The 23,367-nt window shown below is 46.7% G+C and carries 17 protein-coding genes and 1 pseudogene; 15 read left to right on the forward strand and 3 right to left on the reverse strand.

All coding sequences use genetic code 11. The features are described 5' to 3' along the window. Window positions 1–272: 272 nt before the first annotated feature. From AC3ITG_RS05895 to AC3ITG_RS05930, 8 genes are all read left to right on the forward strand, one after another. Window positions 273–1,196 (forward strand): S-layer homology domain-containing protein, encoded by a 924-nt coding sequence (locus AC3ITG_RS05895; RefSeq protein WP_063564589.1) that lies wholly within the window; start codon window positions 273–275, stop codon window positions 1,194–1,196. Between the two features lie 1,197 nt (window positions 1,197–2,393). Further along, complete coding sequence (locus tag AC3ITG_RS05900) at window positions 2,394–3,365, forward strand: ABC transporter permease (RefSeq protein WP_079351018.1); 972 nt, start codon at window positions 2,394–2,396, stop codon at window positions 3,363–3,365. Between the two features lie 16 nt (window positions 3,366–3,381). Next, the gene (locus tag AC3ITG_RS05905) at window positions 3,382–4,290 is read left to right on the forward strand and encodes a carbohydrate ABC transporter permease (protein ID WP_063564587.1); all 909 of its coding nucleotides are present in this window, start codon (window positions 3,382–3,384) and stop codon (window positions 4,288–4,290) included. Between the two features lie 41 nt (window positions 4,291–4,331). Beyond that, the gene (locus tag AC3ITG_RS05910; RefSeq protein WP_489253130.1) at window positions 4,332–5,927 is read left to right on the forward strand and encodes an extracellular solute-binding protein; all 1,596 of its coding nucleotides are present in this window, start codon (window positions 4,332–4,334) and stop codon (window positions 5,925–5,927) included. A 33-nt stretch (window positions 5,928–5,960) separates the two neighbouring features. Then, on the forward strand, window positions 5,961–7,247 hold the full coding sequence (locus AC3ITG_RS05915; RefSeq protein WP_413375910.1) for an alpha-L-fucosidase: 1,287 nt from the start codon (window positions 5,961–5,963) through the stop codon (window positions 7,245–7,247). A 63-nt stretch (window positions 7,248–7,310) separates the two neighbouring features. Next, window positions 7,311–8,333 carry a carbohydrate-binding family 9-like protein gene (locus AC3ITG_RS05920; RefSeq protein WP_413375912.1) on the forward strand — a complete coding sequence of 341 codons (1,023 nt, stop codon included), beginning with the start codon at window positions 7,311–7,313 and terminating at the stop codon, window positions 8,331–8,333. Window positions 8,334–8,340: 7 nt separating this feature from the next. Further along, window positions 8,341–10,974, forward strand: coding sequence for a transglutaminase domain-containing protein (locus tag AC3ITG_RS05925; RefSeq protein WP_489253131.1), 2,634 nt, complete (start codon window positions 8,341–8,343; stop codon window positions 10,972–10,974). A 5-nt stretch (window positions 10,975–10,979) separates the two neighbouring features. Continuing rightward, on the forward strand, window positions 10,980–12,026 hold the full coding sequence (locus tag AC3ITG_RS05930; protein ID WP_489253132.1) for a glycoside hydrolase family 18 protein: 1,047 nt from the start codon (window positions 10,980–10,982) through the stop codon (window positions 12,024–12,026). 113 nt (window positions 12,027–12,139) lie between these two features. Here AC3ITG_RS05930 and AC3ITG_RS05935 read toward each other — a convergent pair whose 3' ends face one another. Further along, window positions 12,140–14,440, reverse strand: a complete 2,301-nt coding sequence (locus AC3ITG_RS05935; RefSeq protein ID WP_489253133.1) for a helix-turn-helix domain-containing protein — start codon at window positions 14,438–14,440, stop codon at window positions 12,140–12,142. Window positions 14,441–14,830: 390 nt separating this feature from the next. Here AC3ITG_RS05935 and AC3ITG_RS05940 point away from each other — a divergent pair. Together AC3ITG_RS05940 and AC3ITG_RS05945 are read left to right on the forward strand one after the other, a co-directional pair. After that, window positions 14,831–14,935 (forward strand): annotated as a pseudogene (locus AC3ITG_RS05940) (helix-turn-helix domain-containing protein); the annotation flags it as partial. Between the two features lie 42 nt (window positions 14,936–14,977). Next, window positions 14,978–15,337, forward strand: a complete 360-nt coding sequence (locus tag AC3ITG_RS05945) for a winged helix-turn-helix transcriptional regulator (RefSeq protein ID WP_489253134.1) — start codon at window positions 14,978–14,980, stop codon at window positions 15,335–15,337. A gap of 83 nt (window positions 15,338–15,420) precedes the next feature. On the opposite strand, the gene AC3ITG_RS05950 is transcribed toward AC3ITG_RS05945, so the two are convergent. After that, a complete protein-coding gene (locus tag AC3ITG_RS05950; RefSeq protein ID WP_489253135.1) occupies window positions 15,421–15,948 on the reverse strand; it encodes an NAD(P)H-dependent oxidoreductase in 528 nt (175 codons plus the stop codon). A gap of 222 nt (window positions 15,949–16,170) precedes the next feature. Next, window positions 16,171–17,088 (reverse strand): ArsR/SmtB family transcription factor, encoded by a 918-nt coding sequence (locus AC3ITG_RS05955; protein ID WP_489253136.1) that lies wholly within the window; start codon window positions 17,086–17,088, stop codon window positions 16,171–16,173. 351 nt (window positions 17,089–17,439) lie between these two features. Between AC3ITG_RS05955 and abnA the strand changes: the two genes are divergently transcribed. The 5 genes from abnA to AC3ITG_RS05980 all read left to right on the forward strand — a co-directional run bounded on the left by abnA (window position 17,440) and on the right by AC3ITG_RS05980 (window position 23,357). Continuing rightward, window positions 17,440–18,399 (forward strand): arabinan endo-1,5-alpha-L-arabinosidase AbnA, encoded by a 960-nt coding sequence (gene abnA / locus AC3ITG_RS05960; protein WP_489254420.1) that lies wholly within the window; start codon window positions 17,440–17,442, stop codon window positions 18,397–18,399. 132 nt (window positions 18,400–18,531) lie between these two features. Next, window positions 18,532–19,872: an ABC transporter substrate-binding protein gene (locus AC3ITG_RS05965; protein ID WP_163756229.1), complete on the forward strand. Its 1,341-nt coding sequence runs from the start codon at window positions 18,532–18,534 to the stop codon at window positions 19,870–19,872. A 247-nt stretch (window positions 19,873–20,119) separates the two neighbouring features. Then, window positions 20,120–21,010, forward strand: a complete 891-nt coding sequence (locus tag AC3ITG_RS05970) for a carbohydrate ABC transporter permease (protein WP_062324023.1) — start codon at window positions 20,120–20,122, stop codon at window positions 21,008–21,010. A 26-nt stretch (window positions 21,011–21,036) separates the two neighbouring features. Then, a complete protein-coding gene (locus AC3ITG_RS05975; RefSeq protein ID WP_090894108.1) occupies window positions 21,037–21,879 on the forward strand; it encodes a carbohydrate ABC transporter permease in 843 nt (280 codons plus the stop codon). A 56-nt stretch (window positions 21,880–21,935) separates the two neighbouring features. Then, window positions 21,936–23,357: an arabinan endo-1,5-alpha-L-arabinosidase gene (locus tag AC3ITG_RS05980; protein ID WP_489253137.1), complete on the forward strand. Its 1,422-nt coding sequence runs from the start codon at window positions 21,936–21,938 to the stop codon at window positions 23,355–23,357. The last annotated feature ends 10 nt before the right edge of the window (window positions 23,358–23,367 follow it).

Consider the following 23,367-nt stretch of genomic DNA (forward strand, 5'->3'; position numbering starts at 1 on the left):
CCTCTTACTTTATGCGATCCGGTTTGCTGTTTATCCGTCATTCGATAGAATTCTCTATTCTTATTTTTGCGCTAATCGGTAAGGATGTCAACGAAGCAAGCAAGCATAATGGAAAGAGAGCAGATCAGCGCCCGTAGGGTAAGGGATATATGCAGTATTTCCGTCATTTATTCACCAGATGTCGATTTTACTGAAACATTTTCGGAGGGTCTCCCGTCTGTAGGATTGAAGAGGTCAAAAATTGGGTTTACTAAATATGGAGGTGCCAAGAAATGAAACATAAAAAAGGATTGGCTGCAACGCTTGCGCTCTGCGTGTCTTTGACGGCAGGAGGTGCATCGGTACTTGCATTTTCGGATGTAAAAGATGAAGGACAAAAAACGATTGTGGACTCGTTACATTCCAAGGGTGTTGTTAATGGAGTAACGGCGGATCTATTTCGTCCGGATCTCGCATTGTCCGAGCCACAGGGTGTTCAACTGATCGTGAACGCTTTTGGTCTGAAAAATGAATACGCTGCCGCTTCGGCACAAAATAAAATTAGTCCAACGACCTGGTACGCCGATGCAGTTCAGGCTGCAACACAGAATGGTCTGTCCATTCCAGTGGAGTTGAATCCACAGGCCAAAATGACCCGCGAGCAGTTTGCCATTTTGCTTCTTGAAGGGATTAATACAACCGGGGAATATCCGGTGATCATGCTGTATAATGATATTAAGGACGAAAATAAAATCGGTAAGGACGCCAAATCTGCGGTCCAGAACCTGCTGAACATGGACATCATTGAACTGGATAAGGACGGAAACTTCCGTCCAGATCAGTCGCTTACCCGTATGGAGGCTGCAAGCATGATCTTCAATGCACTTGAATTTGTAGATAAGCACGGCAATGGCGGATCGACAGAACCGACTCCAACGAATCCAGGCGAAGGCCAACAGGGGATTGTGCCTACCGTGACATCAACCAAAGTGGATGACAAGACGGTAAAAGTCAAACTGACCGCGCAAATGCCTCATCCTGGTTATGGATTGAAGATTGAAGATGTGAAACTGGAGAAGGATGGACGTGCCATCGTGCTGTATACGATTATCCAACCTGACCCGGACATGATGTATCCAATGGTTATTACCGATGTAACCGCAGAGACAGACATTCCAACAGGATACACTGCAGAAGCACAGCCTTCTGGAAAATAATCAAGCCTTGCCAGCGTGCTTCGATCCTTGATCGGAGCACGTTTTTTTTGTTTTTTCTGAAACCGACGATCGATATGAAAAAGCTTGCGTAGGGAGAGCGGCTGTCTTTCAGTCCGAATCTTGATTAGTCCGACTCAAAAGTATTGATTCTATTTATATATATCACATTTTGTAACTCGTAAGTAATTCAAAAAGTGGAATCAAGGTAATTAATGTGATGTTAAATAACATTGAAGGTGTCGTTTATAAGATGTAAATCAATATCTATATAAGCGATAAAGCCGCTTCGTGTTAACGGAGCGGCTATTTTTCTGGTCTGATTCGGAAATTATCATTCATTCCAGCTCCCCATGTCATGTGCAAAATCAACATATATGACTGGATATACCCAGTGTTTATCTGCGTTTGTGTGCATTGTAGTCAAGGATAAAAACGACATATTTACCGAGCGGGGAAGAAACTCATAGAATAAAGCCAAGCCATAAGGGAGCTAGATGCAGGTGGTAAATATATGATAGATAATATTACATTTATGTGATTGAATTAAATCTATCCTTATTACTTTTTCTAAGCATCAAGAGAAAAAGGTACACCTCGCCCATTACGAGAGCAGACCGGAAAGACATTGTAAGGACCAATGCATGAGAAGGAGGTCGAAACGCAGCAGCAATGAAGAGAAACTTCTATTACAGTCAAGATGGCGATGCTCAGTGTATGCTAAGACCTTGCGACCTGTATGACCGATGTGAATCCAGAATGCGACCTACACACATGGAGTACCTCTTTCCTAAACATATGTGGGTTTTGACTTTAAGGTCTGTTTCTCAACTTTCATTCAGATTTGACATCTCTCAAGTTCATGCGAAGCTACTCCAAACGACAACTTCAAGAAGGAAATGGGTCAAATTCCACATGTTTTACTTCTCCAAAATGACAATGACAAGCTGGAACCAAAAGCGTAAACCCTTGTTTTAACAGCACTTTCCGTGTTTTTAAGAGTGGAGATCGAAATAGCATATTTACGGATTCGGAAATGATTCATAAACTCAGTATGTAAGCGTTACCAAATTGAGAGGGAAGCAAGAGCCTCACATGATAGAAATGTGGTCCGGGACTCATTCCTTACATTTGAACAGGAGTGTTTCGCTCTTCTTACAAAACGGACGGATTTTCATTTAGAAAAGGAGGAAACAACTGATGCAGCCAGAAGGGAAGTCCGCCTTGTCGCAAAACCTATCGGTGCACACGATTCCGAACCGCAAGAAAAATAAATTAGGGAGAAGGATGATTCGAAACTGGGAGTTGTACCTGTTTATCGCGCCAGCATTTCTATACTTTCTGATTTTCCATTATGGGCCGATGTACGGCATACAAATCGCATTCAAAAACTTTATCCCAACGCTTGGCGTTACGGGAAGCCCGTGGGTTGGTTTCGATCATTTTATCCGCTTCTTTAATTCGTATTATTTCTGGGATTTGTTATGGAATACCCTCAGTATCAGCTTGTATGAGCTGGCTATAGGTTTTCCGCTGCCAATCATTCTGGCGTTAGCCTTCAATGAAGTAAAGGACTCCTTTTTCAAACGTACCGTTCAGACGGTCACGTATGCACCGCATTTTATTTCGGTCGTTGTCATGTCAGGTATGATTATCACCTTCTTGTCTCCTTCGTCAGGTATGATTGTCAATTTGGTGGAGGCTCTTGGATTTCAGGCACCTCAATTTTTGACAGACCCTGCGTGGTTCAAGACGGTGTACGTACTCTCGGGTGTCTGGCAGAGTGCAGGCTGGGGCACCATTATATACCTTGCAGCCCTCTCGGGTGTGGACCCGCAACTGCATGAAGCTGCCGTGGTGGATGGTGCGAGTCGGTTTAAACGGATTCTGCATATTAACATTCCAGCGATTATCCCTACGATCACCATTTTGTTAATTTTGAATATGGGCAGTATTCTTGGCGTCGGATTCGAGAAAATCTTGCTGCTGCAAAATCCGTTGAACATGGGTTCATCCGATGTCATCTCGACATTTGTCTATCGGTCCGGTCTGGTCGATGCACAGTACAGTTTCTCCACAGCTGTAGGATTGTTCAACTCGGTAGTAAATGCGATTCTGCTGATTACGGTGAACCAAATTGCACGTCGCACCAGTGAAAACAGTTTGTGGTAAAAGGAGGGGAAAACACATGTCAACCGCGGTTAAGGAAAGCAGAAGCGATAAAGTGTTCTTATGGTGCAACTACATCTATTTGACGATAGCGCTCGTCATTGTGCTTTACCCGCTGTTATACATCATTAGCGCCTCAATCAGTGATCCCAAATTTGTAAGCTCCGGTGAGATGTGGCTGCTACCCAAAGGAATTACGTTTGAAGGGTATGCCCGCGTATTTGAGAACACCAACATCTGGATTGGGTACAAAAATACGATCATCTATACCGTCGTAGGTACACTCGTCAACCTGATGGTCACTCTTCCGGCAGCCTACGCGCTCAGCCGCTCTGATTTTGTGGGACGTGGATTCTTCATGGCGATGTTTATGGTAACGATGTTTTTCAGCGGAGGGCTTGTCCCGAGCTACCTGCTGATTAAGGATCTTGGTATGGTGAACAGCATGTGGGCGCTTATTCTGCCAGGAGCTGCATCTATCTGGAATATTATCGTATGCCGTACGTTTTTCCAATCGACCATTCCCAAGGAGCTGCAGGAAGCGGCCCATATCGACGGATGTACCAACACCCGGTTGTTCATCCGAATTGTGCTTCCGCTCTCCATGCCGATCATTGCCGTGATGGCGCTCTTTTACGGCGTCGGACACTGGAACAGCTATTTCAGTGCCATGATCTACTTGAATGATTCCTCGAAGTATCCACTGCAGCTCTTTCTTCGCCAAATCCTGGTACTTCAGGAGATGGCAGCGCAGGGCGGTGGAGCTATCGATACCTCTTCAGCAACGGCGATGAATTCCAAAGCGGAAATTGCTGCGCTGGTCAAATATGCCGTCATTATTGTTTCAACCTTACCTGTAATTGCGATTTATCCATTTCTTCAGCGTTACTTTGTGCAGGGTGTTATGATCGGTTCCGTCAAGGGATGATCTTAAACCATAATCCACACTAAAAAAGGGGAGTTGTCGTCATGAAAAAGCTTCGCAAGGCTTCATCCATTGTACTCTGCCTTACCCTATCCGCAGCATTGCTTGCAGCTTGTGGTTCCAATGAAGATGGAGGTTCTGTGACTTCAAATGTCGAAGGGGTCAAAAAAGAAGGATTCCCGATTGTGGACAAACCACTTACGTTAAAGGTCATGTCCCAGGATGCGGGCGTTGCCGACTGGAACACGATGCCAGTCCTGCAAGAGATGGAGAAATTGTCAGGCATCAAGCTGGAGTACCAGCTTTCGCCGATCGACAGCTTTGAAACAAAGAAGAACCTGGTATTCGCAAGCGGCGACTTACCGGATATGTTCTATGCTGCGGATCTCAAGCCAGCTGAGCAGGTTACTTATGGAACTCAAGGCATTCTGATCCCGCTGGAAAAATACATTGATGAGGGCTATGCCCCGAATATTAAGAAAATTCTCGACGAAAATCCGGATGTTCGCAAATCATTTACAACGCCTGACGGACATATGTATGCACTGCCATTTATCGATACGGCTGCCGTGTGGTACAGAGGCCCGATGTGGTATAACGGGGAATTCCTAAAAGCACTTAATGTAGAGGAACCTAAGACTACGGAGGAATTATATACGTACCTGAAGCGTGTTAAGGAAGAAGACCCTAACGGCAACGGACAACAAGACGAAATTCCGCTTACTTCTGTAAAACTGGACGATCTTCGTATGTACTTCTTCGGATTCTGGGGAATGTACAACGAAGGAATCTACGCGGATAAGGACGGAAAAGTTCACTATCCTTATCAAGAAGAAGGCTACAAAGGTTATCTGACGTTCATGAACCGTTTGTGGAAAGAAGATTTGCTGGATCATGAGACCTTCTCCCAAACCGGCGATCAGAAAAAAGCAAAAGGCGAAAGCAACAAGCTTGCGCTGTTTAATGACTACCATCCATACTTCACACTCGGCGGCGAGCCTAGCACGAAACATCCGCTGATGACACCCGTGAAGAGTGAGATCGCAGACTCACCTGTATACGGTAAACACCCAGGCATATCGGCACGTGGTACCTTTGCTATTACTAGCAGCAACCCGTCCCCTGAGGCAACTATGCGTTGGATTGATTATATGTACAGCTATGATGGGGCGACCCTGTTCAATCAAGGTCCTGAAGGTCTGCTGTGGAAATTCAAAGACAAGGAAAATCTCGTAAAAGAGTGGCTGCCTGTTCCTGGCGGCGGGGATCGTGAGGAATATCGCGGTAAAATCACGCCGAACTATGGCATTTTGACACCGGGTATTAATGATCCGGATATAGCGAAAGGTCTTCGCACCGAATTTGATGAATGGCTTGACCAGCAGAATCAAGAGAAGTTGGTGCCTATCGGAAAATCACCATTCCCTAACGTTTATTTAACAAATGAAGAGCAAAGCGAAGCGACCGCTTTATTATCTGATCTGGATACGTACGTCAAGCAGATGGAAGCGAAGTTCGTAACAGGCCAGGAGCCGCTTGAGAACTGGGATAAGTATATTGCGCAGATCAAAAAAATGGGCAGCGACCGTATCGTTGAACTGTATCAAGGTGCCTACGATCGCTGGAACACAGGCCAATAAGAACAAGGACTCCAGAAAGAGGTGTGAACAAGGATGCAGAAATGGTTTGAAGAGGCCAAGCTGGGAATATTCATCCACTATGGCATCTATGCTGTGGACGGGGTTTCGGAATCGTGGTCCTTCTATAATGGAAGGATCTCCTACGAAGAGTACATGAAGCAGCTGGATGGCTTTACGGCATCGAAGTTTAATGCGGAGAAGTGGGCGGACTTGATTGAGAAATCCGGAGCCCGATACGCCGTGCTGACAACGAAGCATCATGACGGTGTTGCTCTGTGGGATACGCAGTATAGTGACCTCAATGTCGTTAAGCAGACACCAGCGAATCGGGATCTCGTGAGGGAATATGCGGAAGCAATTCGGGAGAAGGGCATACATCTAGGGATGTACTTTTCGCTGATTGATTGGTCGCACCCGGATTATCCTAGCGTGTTTGAAGGTGGAAAGGTACCGGTGGATCTCGGCGGTGTCAATCGGCATTCAAGCCCTGTGGATGGTGTTCAGGATCAGGAGAAATGGAAGAAATTCCTTGAGTTCAATAACCACCAGCTGCAAGAGATCATGACGAATTACGGTAAGGTGGATCTGCTGTGGTTCGATGGGGACTGGGAGCGAAGTGCCGAGCAGTGGAATCTGCCGGAGTTCAAGCATTACCTGCAATCTTTTAACCCGGATGTCATTATCAACTCCCGCCTTCAAGGTTATGGGGACTATAAGACGCCGGAGCAAGGCATTCCGATTACAAGACCGGAGGGACCATGGGAGTTCTGCACCACGATCAACACATCATGGGGCTATGTGCCAACAGACCATAAATACAAATCGTTAAATCAGATCATTCGGATGTTCTGTGATTGTATTTCAATGGGGGGCAACATGCTGCTGGATATCGGTCCGCGCGAGGATGGCACTATCGATAAGAGGCAGGAGGATATTCTGCTTGGACTGGGAGCTTGGATCCGAACCCATGAAGAGGCCGTCTTCGGAACGGGCGAAGGTATTATGCCTCGATATTATCTGGGGGGAAGTACCGTATCCGAGGACAGAAAGACATTGTATCTGTTTGTTTATGACGATCCAAAAGAGAATGTATGCATCAAGGGACTATGCAATAAGATCAAGAAGATTACTGTGCTGCATTCGGGCAAAGAACTTAATCATGAGATTCATGGGGGCGTGCCTTGGTTCAATATCCCGGGGACAACGTGGATCAAAATGACCCCGGAGGACACACATGAGCAGGTGACGGTTCTTAAGCTCGAATTCGACGAGGAACTGGAAATGTACGGCGGTTCAGGAGCCGTTGTTACTCATAACTAACATTACGGGAGGGCATGCACCTATAGATGCATGCCCTCCCTCATGAAGTGGAGAGAGAGCGATATGAACCAAAGTGGAGTACCTGAGCCAAAGATTGAGTATGCTCCCAAACATTATATATGCAAGCGTGCGAAGGAACCGCTGGTTCTGGATGGCTGCGTAGATAAGGCATTCTGGGATGCCGCTGATTGGACGGATGATTTCGTTGATATCGAAGGGGATCTTCGTCCGAAGCCCGGGAAACAGACACGGGTAAAAATGCTGTGGGATGACGACTATTTCTACTTTGCTGCCGAACTGATTGAAGATCAGATATGGGCTACGTTGACCGAGCGAGATTCTGTTATTTTCTATGACAATGATTTTGAGATTTTTATCGATCCCGACGGGGATACCCATCAATATTATGAGTTCGAGATCAATGCGCTGAATACGGTATGGGACCTGTTATTGGTGAAGCCATATCGGGATGGTGGACCTCCGGTCAACGGTTGGGATATCAGCGGTCTCAAGACGGCCGTACATATCGATGGGGAGCTGAACACACCTGGCTCCGATAACATGAAATGGAGCGTCGAGGTCGCGATTCCCTGGACCAGCCTAAAGGAATGTGCCGAAGGCAACCGTCCTCCTGCACCGGGCGAGTTCTGGCGTGTCAACTTCTCGCGGGTGGAATGGCAGACTGAGGTGCAGGATGGTGAATACCGCAAGGTGCTGAATCCGGATACAGGCAAACCTTATCCGGAGGACAACTGGGTCTGGTCGCCCATGGGTATTATCAACATGCATTATCCGGAGCTATGGGGATATGTCGTATTTTCGGATGACGGAATGGATCAGTCCTTTGAGCTGCCAGAAGATGAACGAATCAAATGGGAGCTTCGCAGACTCTATTACCGTGAACGTAATTATTTTGAAGCCCATGGTGAATTTACACAAGATGTGAAGCAACTTATGGGTGAGGAATCATTGATTTGTCAGCCTGTAATTGAAACGACCCGTAGCCTATTCCAGATTAGTACGCCTTCCTCGGACGGCACCACCTTAATCTGTATTCGGGAAGACGGAAAGCTGTGGAAGGAGTGAGCTAGCGATGACCAGCCAAACCTTAGTGTTCTCGATGGATGCACAGTCCTTGGAGCGGATCGAGCAGAAGTTCCAGGAGAAGTTAAACTTTGCGGATGCCCGCAAAGATAAGCTGTTTCATGTGTTTCAGCAGCCATTAACTGAAGAAGAGGCATGGGCTTTGAAATATGTGTATGCCTACATGCCAGTGAACGACCTGGCTGATTATGATGGGGAACTGTTCCTCAGTCATGTGCGTCGGGCACTGGACATTCGCAAGCGTGTGCCTTGGGGGGAGCGCGTACCAGATCATCTGTTTCTGCATTTTGTGCTTCCCTATCGAATCAATACAGAGAATATTGAAGATTTCCGTGGCATTATCTTTGACGAGTTGGCCGACCGGACAGCGAAGTTATCTATGGCGGATGCCATTCTGGAGACCAATTACTGGTGTCATGAAAAAGCGACTTATATTGGCAGTGATCTGCGAACGATATCGCCGCTGACGATGATTCGGAATGCCCGCGGCCGTTGTGGAGAAGAATCCACGCTGGCGGTAGCCGCTCTTCGTAGCATCGGCATACCTGCCCGTCAGGTCTACACACCACGCTGGGCTCACTGTGACAGCAATCATGCTTGGGTAGAAGCCTGGGCGGACGGCCAGTGGTATTACATTGGGGCATGCGAGCCGGAAGCCGGATTGAATCAAGGGTGGTTCAGTCCACCAGCCCGCAGGGCCATGCTGATTAATACGAGAATATTTGCCGACTATCCGGGACCGGAGGATATAACACTCTCCGAGAAGGGATATACGGAGATCAATTTACTGGAGAACTATGCGCCAGCGCATACCATCTGCGTGAAGGTGATAAATGAGCAGGGTGCGCCCGTGCCTGAAGCGAGTGTCCGCTTTGAGGTATACAATAGTGCTGAATTTTATCCCATCGCCGAAATCAAGACTGACGCACAAGGAGAAGCTTCCTTTAAGACAGGCCATGGCGACCTAGTGATTCGTGCGGTTAGTGGTGGCAAGTGGGGTGAAATTCTATTCAAAGCTCAGGACGGCGCTCATGTTGAGCTTGTGTTGAATTCGTTAGAGCAGCCATCAGGGATCGTGGATTTTGATATGGTTCCTCCTCCAGAAGGGGAGGGGGAAGTAGTGACTGCGTTACCGGAAGAGAAGATCCTTGATCACAACCGCCGCCTGGAGGAAGGCACAAAGATTCGGAGTGGATATGAGGATACATTCCTGAGTGAGGAAGAGGCCTTTGCATTGGCTCGTTCGGCTGGACTGCCTCCGGAGCGGGTATGGGATATTCTACAGAAAGCACGGGGCAACAGCCGCGAAATCGCTGCTTTCCTAGAGGAATGTTCCGGTGAATTTGGTGAGTGGCCACTACAGTTGCTGGAGTCGATGAACGAAAAAGATTTGATCGATACTTTCCGGCTGACACTGGACGATCATCTTACAGGTGCACTTTCGCAGCGTGGACAATGGGCAGAAGAGACTTTTGTGAAGTACATCCTGTGCCCAAGAGTCTCCTATGAAATGGTGGTGCCTTATCGATCCGTATTCCAGAATGCTTATTCCGAGGAAGAAGCAGCGGCGTTCAGGGAAGATCCTTCGATGCTTGCATGCAATCTGGAACAGAGCTATTCGTATTATGAGGATCTCCCTAACCTGAAAGGCAAGGGAAACCCTGTAGGCACGTACAGCCTAATGAAGGGAGATCCACAGTCGCTCGATATTCTGTTTGTCGCTGTGTGCCGCAGTTTGGGCATTCCGGCCCGATTGCATCCGAGCGAGCAGAAACCGCAGTATCTTAGTGACAAAGGCTGGGAGGATGCGGTGTTCAGTCTCATCTCTTCTCGAAATCAGGAGAGCTCAAGCTGGGGAATGCTGCAACTTCTCAAGGATTCAGAGGCTCGGGAGGATGCGCCGTCAGCATCCTATGCGGAGAATTTCTCGTTGTCCCGTCTGGAGGACGGCGTGTACAAAACGCTGATTTATCCATATGGTCACACCGATATCTATAACGATCCATTTGAGGTTGAACCGGGAGCTTATCGCTTAACAACCGGCATCCGTCTGAAAGATGGAACGGTAAGAGTCCGCTTCATTTACTGCACCGTTCGCGCTGGAGACACCACAGAGGTGGTACTTACTTATCGCGAGACGGAGGTAGACATCCCTGTGCTGGGTAAACTGGCAACCGGCAATGAGCTGACTCGTCTGGATGGTTCAGAGGTGGTACTGAAGGATCTTCTGGGATCAGAGGGGACCATTGCTGCGTGGATTGAACCAGAACGGGAACCGACCAAACATCTAATTCGTGAGCTGTGTGAGCTGGCTGAGCCGCTGGATAAGCTGGGCGTGCCAATCGTGCTGGTGATCGGAGATACAGAATGGAACGCCTCCTTTGACTCTGGGGCTTATCCGAAGCTGCCGGTACGTACGATTTTTGTACGGGATTCAAGCTATGCGTCCTTGTCCGGTTTCATTTCGAAACCTGCCGCTCACGAAGCGGGCTATCCGCATCTGTTCGTGCTGGATAATCAGGATCAAATCCGATATTCGGCCTCCGGGTACAAGATTGGTACAGGCAAGGAAGCTCTGCAGATTGCTGCTGCGATATCTCAATCATTGAATGGATCGGAGTGAAGAGGATGACGAAATATATTGCTGCTGGTTATGTCGTCGATTCTGTTCTTCCCGACATAACGGATGAGGATCTGTTGAAGTTAACACATCTGAATGTAGCCTTTGGACATGTCAAGAATGATGAAATCACCACCGAGCATTTAAAAAATGGAGAGGTTGTCCGTAATATTAAGCAGAAGTATCCAAATCTAACGGTACTGCTGTCCGTAGGCGGATGGAGCGCTGGTGGTTTCTCTGAAGCCGCCTCAACCCAGGCGGGGAGGGACAGCATGGCCGCATCAGCGGTTAGGGTGCTGGAGGAATTCCCTTTTGACGGGATCGATCTGGACTGGGAGTATCCTTCTTACGGTGAAGCTGGTATTGCATCCAGTCCTGATGACAAACGGAATTTCACCTTACTTCTCAAAACGATTCGGGAAAGGCTGGATGCCAAGGGCTCCGAGGATGGCCGTCATTATCTGCTCACCATTGCGGCAGGGGCTGATCAATACTACGTAGACGGTACAGAGATGGCGGAGGTGCAGCAGTACCTGGACTTTGTGCAGTTGATGACCTATGATATGCGCGGCGGTTTTCAGGTTCTGACCGGACATCATACGAATCTGTATACACCAACCGGAGATCTATTCCGAATTAGTACAGATGCTTCCGTAAATCTGTTCATCCGCGCCGGCGTACCGAAGGAGAAGATCGTTATCGGAGCTGCGTTCTACTCCCGGATCTGGACTGAGGTTCCTGACCGAAACCACGGTCTTCACCAAATGGCCGGTAGTACAGGCGGCTACGGTCCGGCATTTGCCGAACTGGAAGCGAAGTATATCAACAAGAATGGTTATATCCGTTATTGGGATGAGGAGGCCTGTGCACCGTTTCTGTTTAATGGGTCCAGCCTAATATCTTATGATGATGAAGAATCGATTCAGTGCAAATGCGATTACGTGAAGGATCTGGGCCTGGCCGGGATCATGTTCTGGGAATACGGCTGTGATCCGACCCATCGTCTGCTGGGTGCAATACATCAAGGGCTTCAAGATGTTCCGGTAGGGAAATAGAAGAAGAGAGTCGGATGCGAAGGATCGGATTGCCTATATGAGCCGAAAACATACAAAACCTCCCCTAACCAAAAGGTTCGGGGAGGTTTCTATTTATTTTACGAATCCATCCATTAACCAAGGCATTCCTCGTCATCGTCATCCGGGGAATCGGACGAGTCGTTGGGACGGTGCATTTTGCGGTACTGCCCTGGGGTATAACCCGTCTCTTTCTTGAATTTGCGGATGAAGTTCGGTGTGTCCAGATAACCGACGCGAGTGATGATATCTTTTAACGGGTCGGTAGTATGCAGCAGCAGTCGGATGACCTCATCCATGCGTTTCTGCCAGATATATTGGGTGAAGTTCATACCGATCTTCTCTTTGAATGAACGGCTGAAATACGATGAAGAGATCGTGAATTTCGATGAAATCGTACCCAGGCTGAGGTCATAATCGGAGAAATTGGCATCAATATAAGCAACGATTTCATCCATCAGGGAGCTTTCTTCCGTCTCGCTCTTCGCCTCGACATGAGCACAGATCTCGGCAGCAAGTCCTGTCAGTTTTTTCTCCAAATCCTCCAACGAGTCGTAGGAAGTGATCCTTGGAAGTTGATTAACCACGTGATGAATGCCAAGCTCCGAGGCCGTTTTGAGCATCGTATTCAGAATATCGAAGCAGATGCAGCGCAGCAATGGTACAGACGGCATTTCGGATTTCAGGGTATTCAACGCGGTTGATACCATCTGAACCGCCACATCGTAACTGCCCTGTTTCAAGCTCTGAACTAGTTTCAGCAGCACATCCTTAGGGACCCAAAAGGAAGAATCCTGTTCACTAGAGCCGGAAAGGGCGTTGAAGAAGGTGCTGCTGCCTTGTCCGTGCAGCATGGACGCTTCCAGCGCGGTTGATGCCTCGATATAGGATTGGTTCAGCTGCAATGGAGAACCGTAGCTGTTGCCGATTCCGATCGCGGGAGGGAGTCCGACATGCTCTGCCACCATCGATTGTAGTGATTCAACAATAGACTCCATACGGGCATTCAAGCTGGATTCATGCCCGACTTCGGCATCAAATCCGACGATGAGGGCTACTTGGTCTGGCTGTGGAAGCTCCACGCCGTAAGCAAAAGCAGACAACTCGGGCAGTTCCATATCGTTGATCAGCTGCATAACAGTACGCTGTTCGGGATGATCTCCGCTGGGAAGATCATGCATTTCCAATCCCAAGGTCATAACAAAATAATGGGATCGGTTAAAGCGTATGCCGAGATTATCCGTAAACTCAGAGGGGAGCTCTCCGGTATGACCATGCTTCAGTAACATAAGCAGAATATGATTACGAGCATAGGGCTCCTGAAGGTCCACACGCTGGCTGTAATCATGCAGCGTTTTCTTGATCCATTCCAACTCGTTGCTGGTTGTCGAAGGTTCAGGATTATTCTTTAAACGGATAAACTCCATCAAGTCTGAAATCGGATGGTATTGTCTTCGGGCCAACAAAATGGCGAGGAAGGTGCCCATCACCACTACGAAGGAGAAAACAAGAACAACAAAGGTACGAATATGGACAATTCGGCTGAAAAATTGATTGCTTGGCATAGCGGTTACATAAGTCCAGCCCGCGTCTGATTTGACGGATACAACCGAATGCGGTTCTTGATTTAAGGAGAGGCTGTGTGTTCCCGGCTCAAGTTCAAACAGAGCTTTGACTTCCTGTTCGGTAATAGTTTCCCCCTTATAATTGGCTGCCAGCACCTGCCCATAATTATCGAAAATATAAGTCATCCCATGGTAGTCGCTGAGAATGGAATCAATCAATCCGGTCAGATTGGACTCATGAATCAGGTACATGACAGTGCCGTGGGCGGGCGTATTGTTAGGTGCAATCGGTACAAGGTAGGCCAGCATGGAATTGGGTACTTTGGTTCCTTGAACGACTTGTTCGGCTGGTCGTATCGTGGGGAATTGAACCTTATTCAAATCCCGGATCATGTCCGTTTTGTTCCATGTATTAAATTTGTAGCGGCCCGTGAATACATCCAGGTTCTCAGAGCCCTGAGACGAGTAGATGCTATCATCTCCGCGGAAGAACAGAAATAGCTCATCGATAATGGAACTGGTGGCTTTGTATTTGACCAAGGCAGCAATTGATTCCCGGCTATAGTAGGGATGGTGAGTCCAATAACGGGTTAGCTGCTCATCGTAGGCGATACGAAATGCGATGTCCTGCAATTCCTTCATGCGGTCATCAATGACCGTTTTTGCTTGGGTCAACTGATTGACATTAGTCTGTTCAATCTCTGAACGGAGCGTGTCCACAGCATTGTGATAAATAATGATGGTTAATATAACAAGAGGGATAAGGAAAATGGAGATATAGGATAGTGTGTACTTAAGCAGAAGCTTGGACTTGAAGTGATTCCATTTCATATCTGCAACCTCCCGTTTTTCTTTAGAGCTGCAGCGATAGCGCTCTCACAAAGACAGTGAAGTATTACCATGATGCCGAGCTGCTGGGTGTTCCTACTAAAAATATTAGGAGAACTTCTCTAATAAATCAATGAATCTTTTCTAAGTTTCAGAGCAAACAGGAAGAAAGTCACATGAAAGAAGAGGAACTCGGTGAGAATAACAGGTGTAAAGCTATGGAAGGGCTTTTTTTATGAGAGGTTCATTTGCTTCAGTACATGAGGAATTATATCGATCCAAGGATCGGCAAACCTTGATTTTTCGACCATGGAGTAGCATGATATAGACATTCATCCCAACATGAACCATAGTGGGCGAATTGTTGAGCAACGCCTATTTGAATTAGTTTAAAGCCAAATTTCTTATGAATGTGGGTTTAACAATAGCAATTGTCTTACCCGGCAGTTCACAAAGGTGTATGGCACGTCTCCCAAAACGTACAGGCAATCTCTATAATATTCCGCTGCGGTGTGATGAACGAAAGAAGGAGGGGTGAGTGTGAGAGAAACTTGTGTTCCAACTGGCGTGGCACTAAAAGAGACCGGCTTTGGATATACGCTGTCCCTGGTAAACGGTAAATATAAAATGGTTATTCTGTATTGGCTATCTGAAAACAAGGTGATGCGACATAATGAACTGAAGCGAAGTATTGGTACCATTTCCCACAAAACATTGAGCGTCATGCTTAAGGAGCTGGAGGAACATGATCTGATTCTACGCAAAGAATATCCCCAAATTCCGCCCAAAGTTGAATATTCATTATCGGAACGGGGACAATCAATAATGCCACTGTTAGATATGATGTGTGATTGGGGAGAAGCCAATATGGTGTCTACCCCGGGGTTAATGCAACGCTAACGGTCAGAATGTGAGATTAAAAAAGCAAAAAGCAGTATCTCCTGAATCGGAGATACTGCTTTTTGGTCTGCTTGGAGTGAGTATTATAGGTTATCCATGAAACGTAAATAGTTTTGTGCGCTTTGTTCCAATTCATTTGCCGCAGGCTCGTGTTCTGCCCCATAGAAGGCAAAGAATGGTCGATAATCGGCATCGCAGTAAAGGAAGGTCGTCTCAAAAGGAGATAACAGTTGTCCAAGGGTATAGCGATATTTGCCCTCTTCCGTGTAATCCGCCTCTTTGATTCCGGCAGATACGGCCAAGGCGACTTTGCGTTGCTGCAATTTGTCGCCCTTGGAGCCATAAGCCCAGCCATACGTAAAAACTTCATCCAGCCATTGTTTAAGGAGAGGTGGGCTGCTAAACCAATAGAACGGAAATTGCAGGACCAGATGGTCATGTGCTTCAATAAGCTGCTGTTCTTGCTGCACATCAATACGTCCATCAGGGTAAACTTTATATAGTTCATGTATCGTATATTTTTCCGGATATTGTTGGAGTTCTTCTATCCATCGTTTGTTGATGACCGACGTTTCCAGGTTAGGATGTGCTACGATGACAAGTGTTTTCAAAATGAATTCTTCCTCCCTAAGCTATAATGTTTCTTGAGTATAAAGGGAGTATTGCCGAGATGTAAGTACGCACTTTTAGTACATGTACTTACCTCAAGGTAAGCACCCTTCCTGAAGAACATCTTGGCGAGATTGGGTGAAAGAAATGAATATAGCCGTCAGTTTCTCAACTGACGGCTGTTTTAATGCTTTGTTTTATGATGACAATGTCTATTCGTTGATCTATTCCTCTTGCACATTATAGAGCACACGCGCAAGCAAGTTCTGGCCGTAATTGCCGAAATTTTTACCAAAGATCGTCAATCCCCGTTTGTTCACTGGTCCGTCCGTTACAGCGATTCGAAAGTGGATATCGCTTTTGTAATCCAGGCCAATCTGGTCCAGAGTAACATCGGAGATGCGGCATCCATCAATATAGCTGCCCTCTTGGGTGATACGGATCAGTTTCAGCATCCCGTATTGATTCAGATGCGGCGGCCACCAGTCCGGATTGAACGTACCCCGGGTATTGCCAAAATCTCCTGGGCTCGTCCAACAGCCAATCTCGATGCCGTTAACGTAGAAATAAATATCCGAAGGGTAGTTATCGCAAAAACCTGGTGCTTCCGAACCCAATTCCATGGACAACTGGATTTCGCTGAACGTCTGGTTAGGCTTAAGGTAGTTGGGAATACGATATTCCAGATAACCTTCGGCCAGCCAAATCATCTCCGCATCAATACGGAGCGGATCAGCAAAGTAGCGCGGGTCATCGAACTCACCGACAATGCTGTCTCGGGTAGCGAGACCACATGTAGGAGCTGCTTGATAATCGCTATAATGACCTACCTGAATTTCAACCTCGTATCGGTTATAAATCTCCTGTGAACGCAGGTCCACCATTAGTTTTTCTTCATTGAGATAACATATCTTCTGAATTCCATGTTTGCCAACCGCAGTATTGATCTCAATCAGGCCACTTTCTTCCAATTTCTTAATATGCATTGTAATGGCGCCATTGCTGAGCCCCAGTTTGGTTGCGAGATCATTGAGGTTAAGACTCTGGTTCTTGGCAAGCAGTTCAATAATCTGGATCCGAATTTCTGAACTGAGTGCCTTAAAAATATTAACGCCAGACATCAGATCTTTAATATAAATCATAGGTGGTTTTCCTTTCCACGTTCTGAACAAAGCCCTGCTGATCCAGGCATCTGCACATTTATATGGTTTGTTTTAAATAATTATAAATGATTACCCGATGGAAGGGAAGGGCGGAGTAAAGGAAGCCAAATCCCTTATATACATAGCATAAATGGGCTTGATATTCATAAATTGATGAATATTTACTTTAGAAAATAACTTAAATCATTTCATATATATTTGAAATATACCATTGAAATGTGATGTAACCGCTTTTATAATCCTAGTATACCTAAATTGATTTAATACTTCATGAACCAAATTAACTATTTGATCAGGAGAGGTGGATTCGATTTGGAAAAGTTCAAAGGAATGACAGGATTCAGGAAGAAACGTTGGGCATTACCTGCACTACTTGTACTTGTGTTGCTATTGGCGGGTCAGTCCCGGGCATTCGCGGCATTTTGGAATCTGAGCGGAGATATTGCCGTCCACGATCCATCTATCATCAAAGAAGGAAACTCATGGTATACCTTCTCAACAGGTCCTGGCATTCAGGTACTGAAATCAGATAACGGGTCCTCATGGTATCGCGTTCCGCAGATTTTTCTGAGCAAGCCATCTTGGTGGGCCTCGGCCGTTCCGGGACAGAGTGGTCTGGATGTATGGGCACCTGACGTGGAGCAGTACAACGGAAAAGTGTGGCTGTATTATTCCATCTCTACTTTTGGCTCCAACAGATCTGCGATCGGGCTTGCGTCTGCAACCAGCATTGGAGCAGGTCAGTGGAAGGATGAGGGGTTAGTACTTCAAACCACAACCGCCAACGATTATAACGCTATTGATCCGAATCTGGTCATCGATGCTTCAGGCAACCCGTGGCTAGCTTTCGGTTCTTTCTGGAGCGGTCTGAAGATTGTGAAACTCGACAAAAACACAATGAAACCGACCGGCAGTATATCCTCCATTGCGGCGCGTCCGAATAATGGCGGGGCCATTGAAGCACCAAGTATTGTGTACCGTAACGGTTACTATTACTTGTTTGCCTCCATTGATTCTTGCTGCCAGGGCGTAAATAGCACGTACAAAATGGTCTATGGACGTTCAACGAGTATTACAGGTCCGTATGTGGACAAAAACGGTGTGAGCATGTTGAATGGCGGAGGAACTATATTGGACTCGGGGAACGTCAAGTGGAAGGGACCCGGTGGTCAGGATGTGTATAACGGTAATGTGATTGCGCGCCACGCCTATGATGCTGATGATAATGGCAATCCGAAATTGCTAATTAACGACCTGCTGTGGGATTCCAACGGATGGCCAACTTACTAGTTTGTTTTAAATAAATATAAAATGTTTTAATAAAGCATTGACTAAAGTGATCTGGATTTGATAAATTTAACAACAGAAATCTTATTTTACTGAATTGAATACGGTTACAAATCCAGATCAGGAGGGGTTCAGATGGTAAAGAAAAAAAGATTGGTCACACTTATGCTTCTAATGCTGGTAAGTGCACTCGTGTTTGCGGGCTGCGGAGGAAGCAGCGGATCAAGCGGGGACAAGGAATTGACATTCATGTTCCGGGGGGGCACGGATGAACAGAAAGCATATCAAGCAGTTGTTAAAAAGTTTGAAGAAGAGCATCCAGGTGTCAAAGTCAAAATTATCGTAACAGCTGCGGATCAATATGCGACAAAATTGAGAGCTGCCATTACAGGCAACAGCTTGCCGGACGTATTTTATTTTAACCCTGGTGATATAAAAGCCTATGTAAACAGCAATGTGCTAATGAACCTGACACCTTACATTGAAAATAATGCGGACGTAGATCTGGATAACATCTGGAAATATGGTGTGGACCTGTACCGTTATGATGGCAAAATGGCAGGTCAGGGTGATCTCTACGGCATGCCGAAAGATCTGGGTCCGTTTGCACTCGGTTATAACAAGACATTATTTGAAAAAGAGGGCATCCCATTCCCTGATAAGGACAAGCCTTACACATGGGAAGAATTCATCAAGGTCAACCAACAAGCAACCAAGGATACGAATGGAGACGGTAAACCGGACGTATTTGGTACAGGCTTCAACGTACAATGGGCGCTGCAGTCCTTTGTATGGAGCAATGGTGCAGACTGGTTGGATGATAGCAAAACAAAGGTAACCATTGATGATCCGAAATTCGCGGAAGCACTGCAATTCTTTGCGGATATGCAAAACAAATACAAAATCACACCTTCCATTGAAGAAGCGCAAACATTAGATACGTACCAACGCTGGATGAAAGGGGAAATGGCTTTCTTCCCTGTAGGTCCATGGGATATGAGTACATTCGAGAAACTGCCTTTCGAGTATGACCTGCTGCCTTTCCCTGCGGGCTCTACCGGAAAATCCGCTACGTGGATCGGTTCACTCGGTATCGGTGTATCAGCCAAAACGAAACATCCGGAAGAAGCTGCGGCATTGGTTAATTACCTCACAGCTTCCAAAGAAGGAATGCAGCAGTTGGTTGATGCCAAAGTGCAAATTCCGAATCTGCTTGATATGGCAGACGAATGGGCCAAGGATACTTCAACGAAACCGGCCAACAAACAGGAATTTATTGATATCGTAGAAGATTACGGCCGCGCACTTCCAGGTAACTACACGTACAATGCGGAGTGGTATGACATGTTCTTCACCGACATTCAACCTGTTCTGGATGGCAAGATTACAGCCGCAGAATATGTGAAGCAACAGCAGCCAAAAATGCAAAAGCTGTTAGACAAAGCGGTAGAACAAGAGAAGAAATCTCAGAAATAAAACAATTAGCAACATGCTGAAATAATGGGACTGAAAAGATTGAAGGGTAGGTTCTAGAGAGAAGCAGCCTACACCAAATGGATAGAGCAGTAGATTCCGTGTTCAAAAAAAGGCGGTGCCAGCAGCCTGCTATCACGCTGCTGGCATCATTTTGGATTCCATACGGGCATGTTGCATGAATTGATTAAGAATGCAGGCATCCATCGATTCATGCAACATGCTGATATTAGAAACAGGGGTGAGCGCAGTGATTACAAAATCTAGTTTGTATCGCAAAGAGAGGCTGTACGGATATTTGTTTATTTTGCCTCCGGTTCTTGGTTTGCTGATCTTTGTTTTGTTCCCTTTCCTTTATTCCTTGTACGGTTCGTTTACGGATTGGGATGGATTGGGACAAATGAACTTTATCGGTTTAGCCAATTTTAAGGATTTGCTCACAGATGATCTTTTTTACAAAGCGATGTTCAACACCTTTTATCTGATGCTGGGTATACCGATTGGTTTGTTGCTTGCGTTACTGCTGGCGATGGGTCTGAATCGTAAAATTCCCGGCACAACGACGTTCCGTGTAATCTATTATATTCCGGTCATTTCTTCCCTCGCAGCGGTGTCCATCATGTGGAACTGGGCGTACAACGGGGATTACGGATTAGTGAACCAATTCCTTGATCTATTTGGTATTGAGGGTCCTAACTGGCTCGCAAACAAAGACACAGTTAAACCAGCCCTGATTATTATGACGGTGTGGAAAGGCCTCGGTTACACGATGTTATTGTATCTGGCTGCATTGCAAAGTGTATCCCGTACATATTACGAAGCGGCAGAGCTCGATGGAGCGAACGGGTTCCAGATCTTCCGCAACATCACCTGGCCAATGGTGAAGCCGGTTACCTTTTTCCTCGTCGTTACGAATATTATTGGTGGTTCCCAAATCTTCACTGAAATGAACATTATGACGCCTACGGGTGGTCCTGAATATTCTTCCGCATCTATCGTCTTCTACATCTGGCAGAAAGCATTCAGTAACCTGCAAATGGGTTATGCCTCTGCGATGGCCATGATTCTTGGAATTTTCATTTTTGTCATTACCTTGGTGCAATTCAAAATGAACGAAAAATCAGCCTATGATGGGGATTAATTGTCTAGGAAAGGAGTGAACCGGAGATGTCTTACAGTCAAAAGAGAAAATTAACGAACTCTATCATTTTTATCGTTTTGGCGCTTGGTGCTATTGCGATGATTGCACCACTGATCTGGATGTTGTCCACTTCCGTGAAGGAGAAGCAGGATGTGTTCGCACTTCCGCCTGTGTGGATACCTGAAGTGTTCCAATTCGGAAAGTATAAGGAAATCTGGGAAGCAGGTCCGCTTCTCAGCGGGATCAAAAACAGCTTGATCGTGGCGATCAGTGTTACCGTTGTCGGAACGTTTACGTCGAGTATCGCTGCCTTTGCTTTTGCCAAATTGAGATTTCCGCATAAAAACAAACTCTTTCTTGCATTGCTCGCATCGATGATGATTCCGTATCCGACAGTCATGATTCCACAATTCATCATGTTCTCGAAGCTGGGCTGGGTGGACACACTGTTACCGCTTATCGTTCCAGGATTATTTGGTAACGTCGTCATGATCTTTTTCCTTCGTCAATACCTACTTAGTGTGCCTGATGCCATTATTGAAGCAGCGAAAATTGATGGCAGCTCCTATTTCCGACTGTACTCCAGCATTACGTTCCCGCTCATTAAACCGGCGATTGCAGCTCAACTGATTCTCTGGTTCATGGGCATTTGGAACGATTATCTAGCACCAATTATTTATCTGAATTCACCTGAAAAACAGACCTTGCAGCTCGTTATAGCGAACTTCAATGCCACGTATGCGATCCAGACGGATTACCCGCTCATTATGGCAGCGTCCATTGTTGCACTGTTACCGGTATTGATCATCTTCCTGATCTTCCAGAAACAGATTATTGAATCGGTAGCGATCTCTGGAGTGAAAGGATGAATCAGCGGAGAACATTCCGCGGGTGGAAGAATTCAGGAAAAGGAGTTGTTTCTTCGATGTTGCTTATGCTGTTGGTCGGAGCTACAGGCTGTTCTGGAGAAGGAGCAGGGGAAGTGGTGTCCCCGCCGGTCTTTCCTGAAGCTCCCCAAGATACTCAATTGTATGACACCTCCATTCTGGACGACGAATCCCGTTGGACGGTGAACAATGCGCATGATCCGGCCATTATCAAAACAGATCAGGGATATTACGTCTATTCCACAGACGTTCGTGTAGCAGGGGAAGCGAAACCCGGCGTCATGGTACGCAAGTCGGATGATCTGATCAACTGGTCATGGGTAGGTCAGGCTTTGCCGGGTATTCCGAAGGAAGCCCTCGATTGGACTGGGGCAGTAAATCTGTGGGCACCGGATGTGATTCAGGTTGGAGACACCTACCGGATGTATTATTCGGCTTCGACCTTTGGCAGTACGCGTTCGGCTATTGGTTTGCAGACATCCTCGTCCCCGGAGGGTCCTTGGACAGATGAAGGGTTGGTTGTTAAAACATCCGAGAATGAAAAGGATAAGTTGAATGCCATTGATGCCAATCCGGTATTGGATGCCGAAGGCAATTCATGGATGGTTTACGGTTCCTTTTTTGACGGGATATACATTGCACCTCTCGATCCGGAAACCGGAAAGTTCAAGGAAGAGGGGTATGGTACACGCATTGCTGCCCGTGATCGTGCTACGGAAGAAGGTGCGGTGGAGGGGCCATATATTGTGTATAACCCGGAGTTCAAAAAGTATTATTTATTCGTCTCATATGATTCTTTATTCGAAGATTATAACGTGCGTGTAGCCCGCGCTGATTCCATTACAGGTCCCTACACGGACGTAAATGGTATGAACATGCTGGATACGGAGCATCTGCCTCAATACGAAGTCGGAACCAAAATTCTAGGTGGCTATCGCTTCACCGAAGGTGAGGGCTGGGTTGCACCTGGACATAACTCGGTCCTTAAGGATGGCGACGATTATTATATCGTGCATCATGCGAGAGGTGAGACAGATAAAAACTGGCCGTATCTGCATGTACGTAAAATGCTGTGGACCAAGGATGGCTGGCCTGTTGTGTCACCAGAACGTTATGTAGGTGAGTACGCACAGGACATTCCGAAGTCGATGATCGCCGGGGAGTGGGAAGGCCTGGCTGTTGACCCATCGGTGGACGGACAGGTGCAGGCAGTGCCTTACACTTTGCAAGCCAACGGCAAATTGAAAAGCGAAAACGGTTCAGGCAAATGGACGTTTGACGGCAAACAAACACTGACGCTGGAGTGGAAAGAAAGCCCGTGGGGCGGAGCTTCCACAGAAGAGCTCAAACTGCTCCCATCCTGGGACTGGGAGCGAAGCCAGCCTGCGCTTGTGGTTACTGGCCTGAGCGACCGCGGCATTGCCGTCTGGGGCAAGCAGATTAGCGCCGCGGAGAAGTAGAGAGCCATAG

It is taken from the genome of Paenibacillus sp. GL_099_B (genome assembly GCF_057835695.1).